Raw genomic sequence first — 15,281 nt, 5'->3', positions numbered from 1 at the left:
ACGGGGTGAGCGGTCGGGTGGTCGTGGTGACCGGAGCCACCGGCGGGGTCGGACGGGCGACGGCGCGGGCGTTCGGGGCCCGCGGCGATCGCGTGGCGGTGCTGGCGCGCGGCGAGGAGGGGTTGCGCGCGGTGGCCGGGGAGATCGACGCCGCGGGTGGCCAGGCGCTGCCGCTGGCGGTGGACACCGCGGACCACGCCGCGGTGGACGCGGCGGCGGACCAGGTCGAAGCGGAGCTGGGCCCCATCGACGTGTGGGTCAACGTGGCGTTCACGTCGGTGTTCGCGCGGTTCACCGACATCCGGCCCGAGGAGTACCGGCGGGTCACGGAGGTGACCTACCTTGGCTACGTGCACGGCACCCGCGCCGCGCTCGACCGCATGCTGCCCCGGCGCCGCGGCGCGATCGTCCAGGTCGGTTCGGCGATGGCCTACCGCGGCATCCCGCTGCAAACCGCCTACAGCGGGGCGAAGCACGCGATCCAGGGCATGCACGAAGCGCTGCGCAGCGAGCTGCTGCACGACAACGCGGGCGTGCACGTGACGATGGTGCAGCTGCCCGCGGTCAACACCCCGCAGTTCGGGTGGGTGCTGTCGCGGCTGCCGAAGCGTGCCCAGCCGGTGCCGCCGATCTACCAGCCGGAGGTCGCGGCGAAGGCGATCGTGTACGCGGCCGACCACCCGAGGCGCCGCGAGTACTGGGTCGGCGCGAGCACGGTCGGGACGCTGCTCGGGGACAAGGTCATCCCGGGCCTGCTCGACCGCTACCTCGCGCGGACGGGCTTCAAGTCCCAGCAGACGGACCAGCCGCGCCCCGCGGACCAGCCGGAAAACCTCTGGCACCCGGCGGACGAGGACATAGACCACGGCGCGCACGGCGAGTTCGACGACCGGGCGCACGGGCGGAGCCCGCAGGTGTGGGCCTCGCAGCACCACGCACTGCTCGGGGTGCTGGGCACGGGCGCGGTGGCGGGCGTCCTCGCGTGGCTCCGCCGCCACTGACCACAGTGGACCTCAGCCGGGGCCGGGCCCGGGGTTGGGCCCGATGGAGAACACGATGAAGCGGCCCGCGGCGCAGTCGACCGCGCCCTTGGACGGCAGCGGCGTGCCGTTGCGGTCGAGGACGAACCCGAAGTTGCCGCCGGAATTCTTGGTCAGCGACACGAGCGTCAGGTGATCGCCCTGTTCGTGCCGCAGGCGGAGGAAGCCCGGCAGGCTCCCCCGGTCGCGGGCCTGCTGTCCCATGCGGACGGGCGTCTGCGAGTACCGCGTCACGAGATCGGTCAGCTGCCCCTGCCCCTCACATGGGGAGAGCGGCGACGCCCACCGGAAGGTTCACCCGGCTCATTCTGCCGCCCGTCGTTCGTGTTGCGGGAGAGCGCACGCGCCCCCAGGCTGGGACGGGTCTGCCCCCGTCCCGCTGAGGAGCGCGATGCCGACGTTGCTGCTGGGTGCCGTGGCGTACGACCCCAAGGTCGTCACGATCTGGGCCGGGTTCCGCGCCTGGCTGCGTGACCACGGCCTGCCCTTCGACTTCGTGCTGTACAGCAACTACGAGCGCCAGGCCGAGGACCTCGCGAGCGGCCGGATCCACGCCGCGTGGAACTCGCCGCTGGCGTGGCTGCGGGTGCGGCGCCTGGCGGGCCACCACGTGCGCCCGCTCGTCATGCGGGACACCGACCAGGACCTCACCTCCGTCGTCGTCGTGCGGGCCGATTCGCCGTTCGAGCACCTGCGCGACCTCAAGGACCACCGCGTCGCGGTCGGGGCGATCGACTCGCCCCAGGCGACGCTCATCCCCGTCTCCCTCCTGCGCCACGCGGGGCTGACACCCGGCGAAAACGTGACCGTGCGGCGCTTCGACGTCGGCGTCGGGCTGCACGGCGACCACATCGGCGGCGAGCGCGACGCCGCCCGCGCCCTGCTCACCGGGGAGGCCGACGCCGCCGCCATGATCGACGCCAACCACCTGCTGTTCAGCGGCGAAGGCACGCTCCCGGCGGGCAGCACCCGGGTGCTCGCCCACAGCGAGCCCTACGACCACTGCGTGCTGGCGGTGCACGACAGCGCCCCGGCCGGGCTCGCCGACCGGCTCGGCGAGCTGCTGCTGTCCATGTCCTACGCCGATCCCGGGGTCCGCCCGCTGCTGGACCTGGAGGGGCTCACCGAGTGGCGGCCCGGGCGCACGACCGGCTTCGGCCCGCTCGAAGCCGCGATCTCAGAAAGCGCTTTCTACGACGAGGACGGGCGGCTCACCGAGCCGGAGTACCGGCCGTGATCCTCGACCTCGGTCCGCTCGCGTTCGACGAGGGCGCGCACCTGCTCGTGCGGCGGGCGCTGCGCGACCTGCCGCCGGGCGCCGAACTCGCGGTCACCGGGGCGGATCCCGCGCTCGTGGTGCACCTGAGCGCGTGGTGCCGCACGCACGGGCACCGGGCGCGCCCGGCCGAGGAGCACGGCGTGCGGGCGTGGGTCGTGCGCGGCCGGGCCGACCTCGACCGCTGGTCCGGCGCCGAACGCGCCGGAGGACCGCACCCGGACGGCATCGTGCCGACGGCCTCGCCACGCTGGGGCCTGGCCGCACGCGGCGCGCTCGTCGAGTCCGGCGGTCCCGAAGCACCCTTCGACCTAGTGGACCGGGACCTGGTGTGGGCCGACGTGGCACCCGCGCTCTACCGGCACGCGGCCTCCGCCCAGTGGGACCCCGAACGCACCGTGGACTGGGACGCGGAGTTCGCGCTGCCGGACGAGATCGAGCGCGCGGTCGTGCAGGTCATGACCTACCTGGTGGAGAACGAGCAGGCGGCGCTCGTCGTCCCGGCGCGGCTGCTGTCCCGCATCCACCCGCAGTTCCGCGAGGTGATGCAGCTGCTCGCGGTCCAGGCCGCCGACGAGGCACGGCACGTCGAGGTGTTCAGCCGCCGCGCGCTGCTCACCGGCGGGGAGCTGGGCACCTCCTCGGCCGGCGGCCGGGCCTCGCTGACGACCCTGTTGGCGGAGACGGACTTCTCGATGGCGTCGTTCCTGTTGTCCGTGCTGGGCGAAGGGACTTTCCTGACCCTGCTGGAGTTCCTGGAACAGCACGCGCCGGATCCGGTGACGCGGCGCGTGACCGGCCTGGCGCGCCGCGACGAGGCGAGGCACGTCGCGTTCGGTGTCGCGCACCTGCACCACCTCGGCACGCTCGACCCCGGGCTGCGCCCGCGCCTGCGGGCGGCCGTCGAGCGGCGGCACGAGACCCTGCTCGACACGGCGGGGCTCAACCAGGACGTGTTCGACGCACTCGTGGTGCTCGCGGCGGGGGCGTGGACGCCGGACGCGATCGCGCGCGGGTGGCGTGCGGTGCAGGCGCTTCAGTCCGCAATGGACGATGGGCGGCAACGACGGCTGGTACACCTGGGCTTCCCCGCCGACGAGGCCGCCGAACTCTCCCGGTTGCACACCCGCAACTTCATGTGAGTTCAGACCTGCTGCTTGCTCTTCGGCGCCTTCGGCCGGTGGATCTCCTTCGCGGCGCGCGTGGTGATCACGCTGAACTGGCCGTCCGCCTCCATGCGGGCCTCGTGGACCTGGCCGAGGTCGGCGATCCCCTGTTCCCGCAGCTGCCCGCGCAGCTCCTCCTCGGTGACCAGCTCGCGGCGCATGTTGTGGCGCAGCAGGCGCCCGTCGCGCACGAGCGGCAGCGGCCGGGGCCGGATCAGGCGCTCCGCCCACGCCCACCGCGCGGCGACCCAGTTGAGCAGGAACGACCAGCCGATGATCACGGCGACGAGCAGCAGCCCGTCGGTGATCGACTGGTACTGCCCCGCCATCCCGTTCTGCGCCGCGTCGGCGATCAGGACGACCACGAGCAGGTCGGTGACGCCGGTCGTGCCGCTCTCGCGTTTCAGGATGACCCGCAGCAGCACGAACGGCCCCAGGTACATGGCGCTGCCCCGCACCAGGATCTCCACCGGGTGCGTCTGCGGATCGAGGATCTGCGTCCAGTCGGGCACATTGCGGCAGTACCCGCTGGGCGCTGGTCCATGCGTGGCCGTCGCCGCCGGGGTTTTCCCCCACGTGGACGGGGGTAGCTCACGGCGTGTCACGAAAGGGGCTGCTGGGCCGGCTCGACCGGCTGGAGGGCGACTGGGTTTCCGGACGGCTGCCCGCGGCGCGCCCGTCGCGGGCCACGGTGGTGCTGAGCCTCGCCGCGCGCGGCGGGCTGCTGTGGTGGGTGGCGGCGGCCGTGCTCCTCCTCCGGCCGGGACGGTGGCGGCGCGCCGGTCTGCACGCCGCGCTCGCGGTCGGGATCGCCTTACCGTGCAGCCATCTGCTCGCGCGCCTGCTGCTCCGTCGCCGTCCGCGCGCGGACGACCTGCCCGCGCGCCGCGCGCTGCCGGAGACGCCGACCTCGTCCGCGTTGCCCTCCGCGCACGCGTGCGCGGCCGCGGCGTTCACCACCGCGGCCGCGCTGCAGGCTCCGCCGGTCGCGGCTCTCGCCGCGCCCGTGGCGTTCGGGGTCGCCTACTCCCGCGTGCGTACCCGGGTGCACTGGCCGTCGGACGTCCTCGCCGGTGCCGCCCTCGGCGTGCTCGTCGCGGTCGCGACGCGGCGCCTGGTGCGCTGAACGGGTGTCAGCCCTGGGAAATCGCCTGCACGAGGTCGCCGACCTGCGGGTCGTCCAGCGCCCGCGCGACGTCGGCCTGCGCGACGATCCCGACCAGGTCGTGCCCGTCGATCACGGGCAGGCGCCGCACCTGGTGCTGGGCCATGGTGCGGAAGATCTCCGGCGCCTCGTCATCGGCGCCGATCGTGACGGCCTCACCCTGCGCGACGTCGCCCGCGCGCACGGCACGGGGGTCCTTGCCCTCGGCGAGCACCTTCACCACGATGTCGCGGTCGGTGAGCATGCCCTTGAGCCGGTTGTCCTCACCGCAGATCGGCAGTGCGCCGACGCCGGTGTCCGCCATCATCCGGGCGGCGTCCAGGACCGTGTCGCTCGTGCGCACGCACTTCGGGTCGCGGGTCATGATTTCGCGTGCCTTGGTCATCGCTGCCTCACTTCCTCTGCTCTCCCCGTTCGCGTACCCGGCCGTCACGGGCGCAAACCGGGTCAGGCAGCGTGGCCGGGCTCGAAATCCCGCACGTCCTGGAAGGTGAGCTGGGGGCGCGCCTCGCGCCGCACGACCGCGGACGTCGGGCGCACGAGGAAGCCGACATGGTCCCCGGTGTCGTGGCGGTCGAGCACCTCCCCGGTGAACAGCGCGGGGCTGTCCTCCAACAGCGGCACGCCGTCCGGGCCGGGCCGCCACGCGCAGCGGGTGAACTTGTCCTCCTCGTCCCCGGTGTGCGAACCGAACAGCGAGGCCAGTTCCCGTTCGGCGGTGGTCAGCGTGTGGACCGCCAGCGTCGTCGCGTGACGGGCGACTTCGTAGGTGTGGTTCTTCTTCGACAGCCAGATCATGAACCGCGGCGGGTCGATGCTGCACTGGGCGGCGAAGCCCACCAGGCAGCCCGCGCGCCGGCCACCGTGTGCGGTGGTCACGACGAACATGGAGTAGTCCAGTGCACCGACGAGATCGTGAAAGCGCTCACTCAGTTCGGCATCCATACAGGTGAAGCTACTACCAGCGACGGGCAAATCCGTGTTCCTCCGTCCCCCCGACGGGGAGTAGGGGCAGAGTTAAGCGGGTAGACGGAGTCACCCGCCCGGGGGCACAAGTGGAGGTGGACGATGACGGTCGGAGACGGCCAGGCGCGCGGCAGGTCCGGCCGGACTGGTGACGCCGCGGCGGCAGTGCCGTGGCGGTGGCGGGTGGCCGCCGCGCTGAGCTGGCGGTTCCTGCTGATCGTCGCGGCGCTCGGGGTCGTGTTCTACCTCCTCGGCTACCTGTCGGCCGTCACCATTCCGGTGGGCATCGCGCTGCTGGTCTCGGCGTTGTTCGCCCCGCTGGTGCACCGGCTGGAGAAGTGGCACGTGCCGAGGGCGCTGGCGACGCTGATCGCGATCGTGGTCGGGCTGATCGTCGTCGGCGGGGTGCTGACGCTCGTGATCACGACCGTCACGGCGAGCCTGCCGCAGCTGCAGGAGCAGGTCTCGGCAAGCCTGTCGAGCATCAACGACTGGCTGCAGCGCGGGCCGTTGCACCTCTCGCCCGAGCAGCTGCAGAGCTTCCTGAACCGCACGATCGGGGCGATCAACGGGAACTCGGCCGAGCTGGCCAGCCGCGCGCTGAGCACCGCCACCACCATCGGCAGCATCCTGACCCAGGCGCTGCTGGCGCTGTTCACCCTCATCTTCTTCCTCTACAGCGGGCCGCAGGTGTGGGCGTTCGTGCTGCGCGCGTTCCCGCGCGAGGTGCGCGACCAGGCGGACGTCGCCGGGCGGCGCGGGTTCGCCTCGCTGGTCAGCTACGTGCGGGCGACGGTCGCGGTCGCGTGCGTCGACGCGGTGTGCATCGGCGTCGGGATCTGGATCGTCGGCGTGCCGCTCGCGGTCCCGCTGGCCGCGCTGATCTTCATCGGCGCGTTCGTGCCCATCATCGGCGCCGTCGCCAGCGGCGCGATCGCGGTGCTGATCGCGCTGGTGGCCAAGGGGTTCGTCGCCGCGCTCGTGGTGCTGGCGATCCTGATCGCGGTCATGCAGCTGGAAGGGCACGTGCTGCAGCCGTTCCTGCTCGGCCGCGCGGTGCGGCTGCACCCGCTCGCCGTCGTGCTCGCGATCGCCGTGGGTGTGGAGGTCTCCGGCATCACGGGCGCCCTGCTCGCGGTGCCGATCCTGGCGGTGATCAAGTCGGCGATCGGCTCGCTGCTGCGGGACCCGGACGAGCTCGACCCGCACGACGTCAACGCGCTGCGCCCCCGCAACGCCCGGCCGCTGCCCGACCAGCAGGCGGAGGCGGTCGCCGAACCGGAGGTCGTTCCCGACGAGGACGCCCGCGAACCCTGACGGGTCCGGTTGTGGTGTCCCTCATGCCACGCGGCGAGGACGGCCGCGAAGTGGGCCGAGCGCTACCGCGCCGAAGGTGTGGCCGGGATGGCTGATCGCAGCAGCCGCCCGCACCGCAGCCCGGCCCGCACCCGAGGCCCAGTGGTGCGACGGGCAGCGCTACCGCGCATCACCCGGCTGACCAACCTCCCCGGACGCCACGACTACAGGCGCCCCTCCGCGGTCAGTTTCGCCAGTGCCGCGGCGTGGTCGGTGTGGATCGAGAACAGCGGCCACAGCCCGGCACCCTGCAGCACGCGCCGCACGGGGGCCGAGCCGGCGACCAGTTCGAGCGGCGTGCCCGCGTCGAGCGCGCGCTGCCGCAGGCTCGTGAGCAGGTGCAGCCCGCACGAGGAGCAGAACGAGACGCGGGAGAGGTCGACGACCAACGCGGTGGTGTCCGACGCCGGTTCGTGCTCGAGCGCCCGGTCCAGTGAACCGACGCTCGCCCAGTCGATCTCGCCTGCCGCCAGCACCCTCGTGATCCCGCCCGGGCCCCGGATCGCCGTCACCGACAACGCCGCTCGCCCGCCCGCCGGTGCAGGCGGGTGGCGGAATTCCGGGGAAAAGGTGATGGCCGCTCCTGTCCGTTGTAGACGGTGCCCGTCCGGGAGGCCGAAACCCGACCCTACGCATGCCGCGGCGGTGACCGCAACCCCTGCCCGGTTGCCGGACAGGGAATTCCCGACGTCTCGCGGTGCTCAGCCGGCCGCGCGGGTCAGCCCCGCGTTCCCCGCTCCCCTGCTCAGCACGACCCGGTCGGTGCGTTCGAGCGCCAGCGCCGAACGGGCGGGATCGAGCCGCGGATCGGCCGCCGTGCGCAACCGGATCGGGGGGCCGAGGTCGATGACCGTGGGCACGTACTCGGCGCGGTCGACCGTCCAGCCCGCGCCCGACCGGGTGAAGTGGAACCGGCCGATCAGCCCCTCCTCGGTGGTCCCGCGCGGTTCCGAGTGCCGGGCGATCGAGTTGCCCAGCCCGTAGGCCACCCACTTCCCGCCGACCTTCTCGATCGGCTGCACGACGTGCGCGTGGTGCCCGATGATGAGGTCCACGGCGGGGTCGGCCAGCAGTTGCTTCGCGATCCGCTGCTGCTCGGCCGTGGGGTCCTGCTGGTACTCCACGCCCCAGTGCAGGCTCGCGATCACCACCTGGGCCCCGGCCTTCTTCGCCGCCCGCGCCGCGGCGAGCACGGCACTCGCGTCGAGGGTGTTGGCGACCCAGGGCCGGTCGGCGGGCAGCTTCTTGCCGTTGAACCCGAACGCGTAGGAGACGTGCCCGACCTTCACCCCGTGCACGTCGAGCACGAGCGGCGTCCTGGCCTCCTGCGCGGTGCGCGCGGAGCCGGTGTGCTTGATCCCGGCGGCGTCCAGGTCGTCGAGCGTCCGCTCGATGCCGTCGGTGCCGGTGTCGAGGGTGTGGTTCGACGCGGTGGAGCAGTCGTCGTACCCGGTGTCGGCGAGCGCGGCCGCGATCTCGGGCGGGGCGCTGAACTCCGGGTAGCCCTGGAACGGCCCGTCCTCGGGGGCGAGCGGGGTTTCCAGGTGGCAGATGGCCAGGTCGGCCTTGCTGATCACGTCCCGGATCCCCGCGAGTTCCGGGCGGTAGTCCCGCTTGCCGCCGCCGTCCTCGGTGGCCTGCTCGGTGAGTTCGGGGTGGATCAGCACGTCCCCGGTCGCGACCACCGTGAAGCCCTGATCGGCGGCGGACGTCAACGGCGCGCTGGAGGGCGCCGGGGCCGGCCCCGCTTCCGTCGTGCAGCCCGCCACCAGGGCTACTGCCGCCAGCACTCCGAGTGCCTGCTTCACCCGCATGGGCGGCATCCTGCCAGTGCGCGGTAGCAGGCGGTCATCAGGGCGCGGCGAAGACGGTCTTCATGAGCTCGACCAGGACCCGCCCGTCAGCGGCGAAGGCCACCTGGGCGTTCGGGGTGCCGGTCGCGTTCGGCCGCACGTCCATCACGGTGCGGCCCACGGTCAACTCACCGCTGGTCTCGACCTCGACCCGCACCGGCCGCGTGGTGATCACCTCGGGGCGGACCAGGTAGGCGACGCACACCGCGTCGTGCACCGGAGCGGTGTCGCGCACCGCCACTCCCCCGCCGGCCGTGTAGGCGTCGATCCGTTTCGTGATCAGCGTGGCGGCCGCGGTACCCGACGGGGTGCCGAGGGCGGCCAGTTCGTCGCAGTCCTCCCGGGTCACGAGCGCCTGGTGCGTCGCGTCGAGCGGCACCAGCGTAAGCCGGTCGAACCCGGCGGCGAACACCTTCGCGGCGGCCTCGGGATCGGCCCACACGTTGAACTCGGCCGACGGGGTCACGTTGCCGTAGGCGTGCGCCCCGCCCATGATCACGACCTCCTCGACGGCGTCCCGCACGGACGGGTCGATCGCCAGCACGGTCGCGAGGTTGCCCAGCGGCCCGACCGGCACGAGCGTGATGCGTTCGGTCGTCGTGCGCAGGGTGTGGAGCAGGAACTCCACGGCCGAAGGCTCCCGCGGGGCGCTGCGGGCCTCCGGCAACGGCAGCGTGGTGCCGTGCATGTCCCGCGGCGAGTCGCTTTCGAAGTGCCGCTGCCCGGGGAAGCCGGGCCGCACGACCGGCCGGGCCAGCCCGGGGTGCACCCCGATGTCCGGGCGGCCGATGTGGTCGAGCACCCGCAGCGTGTTGTCGGTCGTGCTCGGCAGCGGCGCGTTGCCCCGCACCGTCGTGACCGCGAGCAGGTCCAGCTCGGGGTGCCCGGCGGCGAGCATGATCGCCACCGCGTCGTCGGTGCCGGTGTCGACGTCCAGGATCAGCTTGCGCACTACCGGGCCTTGTCGCCCACGCCGTCACTCATGATCGGCAGCCTGCCGGAAGGGGCACGTTCGCATCAACCGGTTTGCCCGCCGCTCACCCGCGCGCGCAGTTTCCGCGCCGCCGCGACGAACCGGGGGAACTGCGGCGGCCGGTCGCCGCCCCGCGCGGGCCTGCCCGCGTTCAGCCGTTCGCGTTGCGGCACGACGACGTACTTCGGGTCCCGGGTGGACTCCACACCCGCCTCGAACACGCCGAACCGCTGCAGCGCGCTGCCGGTAAGCAGCGCGAGCCCGGACAGCGCCGCGGCCGGGCGGCTGCGGCCCGCCACCAGGGTGCCCAGCGCCCCGCCGACCGTCAGGTACTCCGCCCACTTCCGCAGCCGGTGCGCCTTGCCCGTCGTGTAGGCCTCCGCGGACAGGCCCAGCCGCCGTTCCAGCAACCGCGACGCGACGACCTCCAGCCCCGCGCCCGTGGCGGCCAGGCGCCGCGCCGGGCCCGCCTCCTCGACCGGTGCCAGCAGCATCCCCAGCCCGCCGCCGCTCGCCGCGGCCGAGCCGGTGAACACGAACGGCAGGTACTGGTGCGCCTCGTGCCACGCCGGCACCGCCGTCTGCGACAGCAGTACAGCCGTGTAGGACGCGACTCCGGGCGCGACGGCCGCCGCCGACAACCCCGCCGGCCGGGCCGCCCAGCCCAGCAGCTTCCCCGGCCACGTCCGCCGCAGCGCCCGCGGCATCAGCTCCGCCACGCCGGCGAGCCCCGCACCGGGGCCGTACGCGGCGAGGATCCACGTGCCGACGCTCATCGGCGAACTCGGCTTCGCGACCCGCAGCATGTGGTGGAAGCGCTCCGGCCGCCCCAGGTCGGCGACCAGGAAGTACGTGCTCGCCGCGATGCTCACCAGCGCCCCGGCGCGCCCCACCCGGCGCAGCTCCGGCCGCCCCGTCAGGTCGGCACCCGCGCCGAGCATCGCCGCACCGGCCGACAGCCCGCCGGTGAACAGGTACGCCGGGATCTTCCACTCCCACACCGGCGACTTCAGCACCGCGCGCCCGTAGTAGGAGCGGAACTCCGCCTTCGGCACCGCGGACTGCTCGCGGCTGCCGTCACCTCGGCCGAACATCTGCGCGTGGATGTCCCGCGCCCCGGCGTCGCTGCGCCGTTCCCGCAGCAGCGGGTCCTCGCCGTTCGTCATCGCTTCCCCCGCCCCAGGAACGCCGACACCACGGCGCCCACGAACACCGACGCCGCCATGCCCGCGTACTTCCACATCGACGGCGCGTCCCGCGTCGGCACCACCGGGTCCGGCGGCAGCCCGTAGACCTCCGGCTCGTCCAGCAGCAGGAAGAACGCGCCGTCGCCGCCCACGCCGTCGTCCGGGTCGTGCCCGTACAGCCGCGCCTCGGGCACGCCTCGCTCGTGCAGCTGCTCCACCCGCCGCGCCGCGCGCTCCCGCAGCTCGTCGAGCGGCCCGAACTGGATCGAGTCGGTCGGGCACGCCTTGGCGCACGCCGGTTCGAGCCCGTCCTTGAGCCGGTCGTAGCACAGCGTGCACTTCCACGCCCGCCCGTCGTCTTCGCGGCGGTCGATCACGCCGTACGGGCAGCCGGACACGCAGTAGCCGCAGCCGTTGCAGATGTCCTGCTGCACCACCACCGTGCCGAACTCGGTGCGGAACAACGCGCCCGTCGGGCACACGTCGAGGCAGCCGGCGTGCGTGCAGTGCTTGCACACGTCGGAACTCATCAGCCAGCGGAAGTCCTGCCGGGCCTCCGCGCCCGTGGCGTCCCCCGGCCGCTCGAACTTCGGCACCCCGAGGTCCACCGGCGCCGTGCCCAGCTCACCGCCGCCGCGCTCGGCCAGCTCGATCGCCGACGCCACCGTGTCGGCCAAGGTCTGGCTGCCCGAAGGCCTGGTCGGCAGTCCCGCGAGGCCGGGGTCCTGCCCGCCGAGCGGACGGCTCTGCTCGACGAACGCCACATGCCGCCACGAATCCGCGCCCAGCATCCCGGTGTTGTCGAACGACATGCCGAGCAGGTTGAACCCGTCCTCGGGGACGAGGTTCCACTCCTTGCAGGCCACCTCGCACGCCTTGCAGCCGATGCACACGGAGGTGTCGGTGAAGAACCCGACGCGGGGCGGGTGCTCGCCGTACCCGGCGTTGCCCGCCGGGTCGTCCAGGGGTCCGTAGAAGCTGTTCTCGCTCACGATCGCTCCTCCGGCTCCATGTGCGCGACGCCGGCGTCCTGCGTGGTGTCCACCTGCGTGCCGGTCTGCGGCGTGATCCCCGCGCGCTGCCGGTACTCCGCGACGTACTCCAGCAGCGCCGGGCCGCGCGGCCGCCGCCCCGGCCGGATGTCGCACGTGGCGACCTTGCTCTCCTGGATGAACACGTTCGGGTCCACCACCACCCCGAGCAGGTCGTTGACGACGTCGCCGTCCACCAGCCCGGTGTGGCCCCAGTGGTAGGGCATCCAGATCTGGTGCACCACGCGGTTCTCGATGCGCAGCGGCGTCATCCGGTCGGTGACGAACACGCGCGCGTCCACCGCCGTGCGGCTGGTGATCACGTGCGCCCAGTCCAGGTGCGCCAGCCCGCGTTCGGCGGCCAGCTCCGGCGAGACCTCCACGAACAGCTCGGGCTGCAGCTCCGCCAGGTACGGCAGCTGCCTGCTCATCCCGCCCGCGGTGTGGTGCTCGGTGAGCCGCGCCGCGGTGAACACGAACGGGAACACCTCGCCGTGCGGCTCCGGCGGCGACGGGTTCGACGGGTTGTCCGAGCGGCCGTACACCTTGCGTACCGGGCTGCCCTGCTGGGCGTACAGGGCGTTGCGCACCGGCGACTCGTGGGGCTCGTAGTGCGTCGGCAGCGGGCCGTCCAGCACGCCGTTCGGCGCGAACAGCCAGGCCTTGCCGTCGGCCTGCATGATGAACGCGTCGTCCCCGCGCAGGGCCTCCACCCCAACCGCGCCCGCGGGCGGGCGGTAGTCCGGTGGCTTCGTCTTCTCGAAGTCCGGCACGTCATGGCCGGTCCACTCGCCCTTCTCGGCGTCCCACCAGATGAGCTTCTTGCGCTCGCTCCACGGGCGGCCCCGCGGATCGGCGGACGCGCGGTTGTAGAGCACCCGCCGGTTCATCGGCCAGGTCCAGCCCCACTCCGACTCGTACGGGCCCTGCTCGTCGTGGGGTTTGCGGCGCGCGGCCTGGTTGACCTCGTCGGCGTACACCCCGCTGTAGATCCAGCAGCCGCACGCCGTCGACCCGTCGGCCTTGAGTTCGGTGTAGCCGTTGACGGCGCGGCCGGTGGTCAGGTCGATGCCGTTCATGTGCCGCAGGACGTCCTCGCCCGAGGGCTCGTCGCCCTCCATCGCGTAGTCCCACATCAGGTCGAGCAACGGGCGGTCCCGCTCGTCGGTGGAGCCGGCGAGCTTCTCGCGGAGCTTGCGGCCCAGGTGGTAGGTGAACCACAGCTCCGAGCGCGCGTCGCCCGGCGGTTCGACCGCCTTGTCGCGCCACTGCAGCATCCGCTGCGTCTGCGTGAACGTGCCCGCCTTCTCCACGTGGGAGGCGGCAGGGAAGAAGAACACCTCGGTCCGGCACGTTTCGGGTGTGATCTCGCCGGTCTCGACCTCGGGGCCGTCCTTCCAGAACGTGGCGCTCTCGATCATCGCCAGGTCCCGCACGACCAGCCAGTCGAGGTTGGCCATGCCCAGCCGCTGCAGCCGCCCGTGCGCCGAGCCCACCGCGGGGTTCTGGCCCAGCAGGAAGTAGCCGAACACCTTGCCGTCGACCATGTCCATGACCGTGCGGTAGGTGCCGTGGTCGCCGTTGATGCGGGGCAGGTAGTCGAAGCAGTAGTCGTTGTCGGCGGTGGCGTGCTCGCCCCAGTACTCCTTCAGCAGCGACGTCATGTACGCGTCGGCGTTGTGCCAGAAGCCCTTCTGGTTCTGCCCGACGATCCTGCCGAGGTAGTCCGACAGCGTCCGCTGGCCCGCCTGCGGCATCGCCAGGTAGCCGGGCAGCAGGTTGAACAGCGTCGGCACGTCGGTCGACCCCTGGATGCTGGCGTGCCCGCGCAGCGCGAACACCCCGCCGCCGGGACGGCCGATGTTGCCCAGCAGCAGCTGGATGATCGACCCGGCGCGGATGAACTGCGCGCCCAGCGAGTGCTGCGTCCAGCCCACGCTGTAGACCAGCGCGGCCGTGCGCTCGCGGCCCGAGTTCCGCGTCCACGCCTGCGCCACCCGCAGGAACTGCTCGGCAGGCACGCCGCACACGCGTTCCACCATCTCCGGCGTGTAGCGGGCGTAGTGCCGCTTGAGGATCTGGTACACACAGCGCGGGTGCCGCAGCGTCGGGTCCGACGGGATCTCCTCGCCGCCGCTGGACAGCGGCGGGCCACCCGAACCGTGCTGGTCCGGCGCGCCGTGCTCCTTGGCGCCGCTGCCGCCACGGCCACCCGCGTGCGTCGACTCGTAGTGCCAGCTCGACGGGTCGTAGGAGGCGGTGTCGTGGTCGTACCCGCTGAACAGCCCGTCGAGGTCCTCGGCGTCCTGGTAGCTCTCGTCCACGATGAACGCCGCGTTGGTGTAGGCCGTGACGTACTCGCGGAAGTCCAGCTCGTTGGACAGGATGTAGTTGATGACGCCGCCGAGGAAGGCGATGTCACTGCCCGCGCGCAGCGGCACGTGCCGGTCGGCGACCGCGCTCGTGCGCGTGAACCGCGGGTCGATGTGCACGACCTCGGCGCCGCGGGCCTTGGCTTCCATCACCCACTGGAACCCCACCGGATGGGCCTCGGCCATGTTCGAGCCCATGATGACGATGAAGTCCGAGTTGACGAGGTCCTGCTGGTAGTCCGTCGCGCCACCGCGACCGAAGGAGGCTCCCAGACCGGGAACCGTGGCGGAGTGTCAAATACGGGCCTGGTTCTCGATCTGCACGGCGCCCAGCGCGGTGAACAGCTTCTTGATCAGGTAGTTCTCTTCGTTGTCCAGCGTGGCGCCGCCGAGGCTCGCGAAGCCCATCGTGCGGCGCAGGCGGTTGCCCTTGGCGTCGGTCTCCTGCCAGCCCTTGTGGCGCGCTTCGAGCACCCGGTCGGCGACCATGTCCATCGCCGTCTCGAGGTCGAGGTCCTGCCACTCGGTGGCGTAGGGCGCGCGGTAGCGGACCTTCTTCACCCGCTGCGGGCCGGTGACCAGCTGCTTGCTCGCGGATCCCTTCGGGCACAGCCGCCCGCGTGAGATGGGGCTGTCCGGGTTGCCCTCGATCTGGACGACCTGCTCGTCCCGGACGTACACCTTCTGCGCGCAGCCGACCGCGCAAAAAGGACAGACGGAGTGCACGACCGAGTCGGCGGACGCCGTGCGGGGCGTGAGCCCGGCGGAGCGCGCGGACTGGGCCGCCGCGCCACGGCCGAGCGGATCGGACCCGGTCACCTGGCGGTAGACCGGCCACGACCGGATCCACTTCCCGAGGTCCATCCCCGTCCCTCCGTTCGAAGTCGCTCGCGGCT

15 protein-coding genes and 1 pseudogene are annotated in these 15,281 nt (G+C 72.7%); 6 read left to right on the top strand and 10 right to left on the bottom strand.

Features of this window, described 5'->3' with window-relative positions:
- Window positions 1-5 precede the first annotated feature (5 nt).
- A complete protein-coding gene (locus BMZ92_RS02125; protein ID WP_091503920.1) occupies window positions 6-1,001 on the top strand; it encodes an SDR family oxidoreductase in 996 nt (331 codons plus the stop codon).
- 12 nt (window positions 1,002-1,013) lie between these two features.
- Here the strand turns inward: BMZ92_RS02125 and BMZ92_RS02120 are convergent, their stop codons facing one another.
- Window positions 1,014-1,274, bottom strand: coding sequence for a hypothetical protein (locus tag BMZ92_RS02120; protein ID WP_091503919.1), 261 nt, complete (start codon window positions 1,272-1,274; stop codon window positions 1,014-1,016).
- Window positions 1,275-1,431: 157 nt separating this feature from the next.
- On the opposite strand from BMZ92_RS02120, the gene BMZ92_RS02115 reads away from it, so the two are divergent.
- Window positions 1,432-2,277: a phosphate/phosphite/phosphonate ABC transporter substrate-binding protein gene (locus tag BMZ92_RS02115; protein ID WP_091503917.1), complete on the top strand. Its 846-nt coding sequence runs from the start codon at window positions 1,432-1,434 to the stop codon at window positions 2,275-2,277.
- On the top strand, window positions 2,274-3,458 hold the full coding sequence (locus tag BMZ92_RS02110; protein ID WP_091503916.1) for a hypothetical protein: 1,185 nt from the start codon (window positions 2,274-2,276) through the stop codon (window positions 3,456-3,458). The genes BMZ92_RS02115 and BMZ92_RS02110 overlap by 4 nt, the downstream gene beginning before the upstream one ends.
- A 2-nt stretch (window positions 3,459-3,460) precedes the next feature.
- Here BMZ92_RS02110 and BMZ92_RS02105 read toward each other — a convergent pair whose 3' ends face one another.
- On the bottom strand, window positions 3,461-3,994 hold the full coding sequence (locus BMZ92_RS02105; RefSeq protein ID WP_218153371.1) for a DUF421 domain-containing protein: 534 nt from the start codon (window positions 3,992-3,994) through the stop codon (window positions 3,461-3,463).
- 86 nt (window positions 3,995-4,080) lie between these two features.
- Between BMZ92_RS02105 and BMZ92_RS02100 the strand changes: the two genes are divergently transcribed.
- Window positions 4,081-4,608 carry a phosphatase PAP2 family protein gene (locus BMZ92_RS02100; RefSeq protein WP_245782837.1) on the top strand — a complete coding sequence of 176 codons (528 nt, stop codon included), beginning with the start codon at window positions 4,081-4,083 and terminating at the stop codon, window positions 4,606-4,608.
- Between the two features lie 7 nt (window positions 4,609-4,615).
- Here the strand turns inward: BMZ92_RS02100 and BMZ92_RS02095 are convergent, their stop codons facing one another.
- Both BMZ92_RS02095 and BMZ92_RS02090 read right to left on the bottom strand, forming a co-directional pair.
- Window positions 4,616-5,032: a CBS domain-containing protein gene (locus BMZ92_RS02095; RefSeq protein WP_091503914.1), complete on the bottom strand. Its 417-nt coding sequence runs from the start codon at window positions 5,030-5,032 to the stop codon at window positions 4,616-4,618.
- 62 nt (window positions 5,033-5,094) lie between these two features.
- Entirely contained in the window at window positions 5,095-5,592 is a 498-nt protein-coding gene (locus BMZ92_RS02090; RefSeq protein WP_091503913.1) for a flavin reductase family protein, read from the bottom strand.
- A gap of 123 nt (window positions 5,593-5,715) precedes the next feature.
- Between BMZ92_RS02090 and BMZ92_RS02085 the strand changes: the two genes are divergently transcribed.
- Together BMZ92_RS02085 and BMZ92_RS38745 are read left to right on the top strand one after the other, a co-directional pair.
- Window positions 5,716-6,930, top strand: coding sequence for an AI-2E family transporter (locus tag BMZ92_RS02085; protein WP_091503911.1), 1,215 nt, complete (start codon window positions 5,716-5,718; stop codon window positions 6,928-6,930).
- 30 nt (window positions 6,931-6,960) lie between these two features.
- Window positions 6,961-7,107: pseudogene (locus BMZ92_RS38745) on the top strand (leucine zipper domain-containing protein); the annotation flags it as partial.
- Between the two features lie 26 nt (window positions 7,108-7,133).
- Here the strand turns inward: BMZ92_RS38745 and BMZ92_RS02075 are convergent.
- The 6 genes from BMZ92_RS02075 to fdh form a co-directional block, all read right to left on the bottom strand.
- On the bottom strand, window positions 7,134-7,481 hold the full coding sequence (locus tag BMZ92_RS02075) for an STAS domain-containing protein (protein WP_177228500.1): 348 nt from the start codon (window positions 7,479-7,481) through the stop codon (window positions 7,134-7,136).
- A gap of 189 nt (window positions 7,482-7,670) precedes the next feature.
- The gene (locus tag BMZ92_RS02070) at window positions 7,671-8,783 is read right to left on the bottom strand and encodes a CapA family protein (RefSeq protein ID WP_091503907.1); all 1,113 of its coding nucleotides are present in this window, start codon (window positions 8,781-8,783) and stop codon (window positions 7,671-7,673) included.
- A gap of 37 nt (window positions 8,784-8,820) precedes the next feature.
- Window positions 8,821-9,774: a nucleoside hydrolase gene (locus BMZ92_RS02065; protein ID WP_091503906.1), complete on the bottom strand. Its 954-nt coding sequence runs from the start codon at window positions 9,772-9,774 to the stop codon at window positions 8,821-8,823.
- A 65-nt stretch (window positions 9,775-9,839) separates the two neighbouring features.
- Entirely contained in the window at window positions 9,840-10,961 is a 1,122-nt protein-coding gene (gene nrfD / locus BMZ92_RS02060) for an NrfD/PsrC family molybdoenzyme membrane anchor subunit (protein ID WP_218153370.1), read from the bottom strand.
- Window positions 10,958-11,977 (bottom strand): 4Fe-4S dicluster domain-containing protein, encoded by a 1,020-nt coding sequence (locus BMZ92_RS02055; protein ID WP_091504303.1) that lies wholly within the window; start codon window positions 11,975-11,977, stop codon window positions 10,958-10,960. The genes nrfD and BMZ92_RS02055 overlap by 4 nt, the downstream gene beginning before the upstream one ends.
- Complete coding sequence (gene fdh / locus BMZ92_RS02050) at window positions 11,971-15,249, bottom strand: formate dehydrogenase (RefSeq protein WP_245782836.1); 3,279 nt, start codon at window positions 15,247-15,249, stop codon at window positions 11,971-11,973. Before fdh ends, BMZ92_RS02055 begins: the two co-directional genes overlap by 7 nt.
- Between the last annotated feature and the right edge of the window lie 32 nt (window positions 15,250-15,281).

Origin of the sequence: Amycolatopsis sacchari (assembly GCF_900114035.1) — a bacterium.
Taxonomy (GTDB): Bacteria; Actinomycetota; Actinomycetes; order Mycobacteriales; family Pseudonocardiaceae; genus Amycolatopsis_E; species Amycolatopsis_E sacchari.
This window is presented reverse-complemented; position numbering and strand designations above follow the sequence as displayed.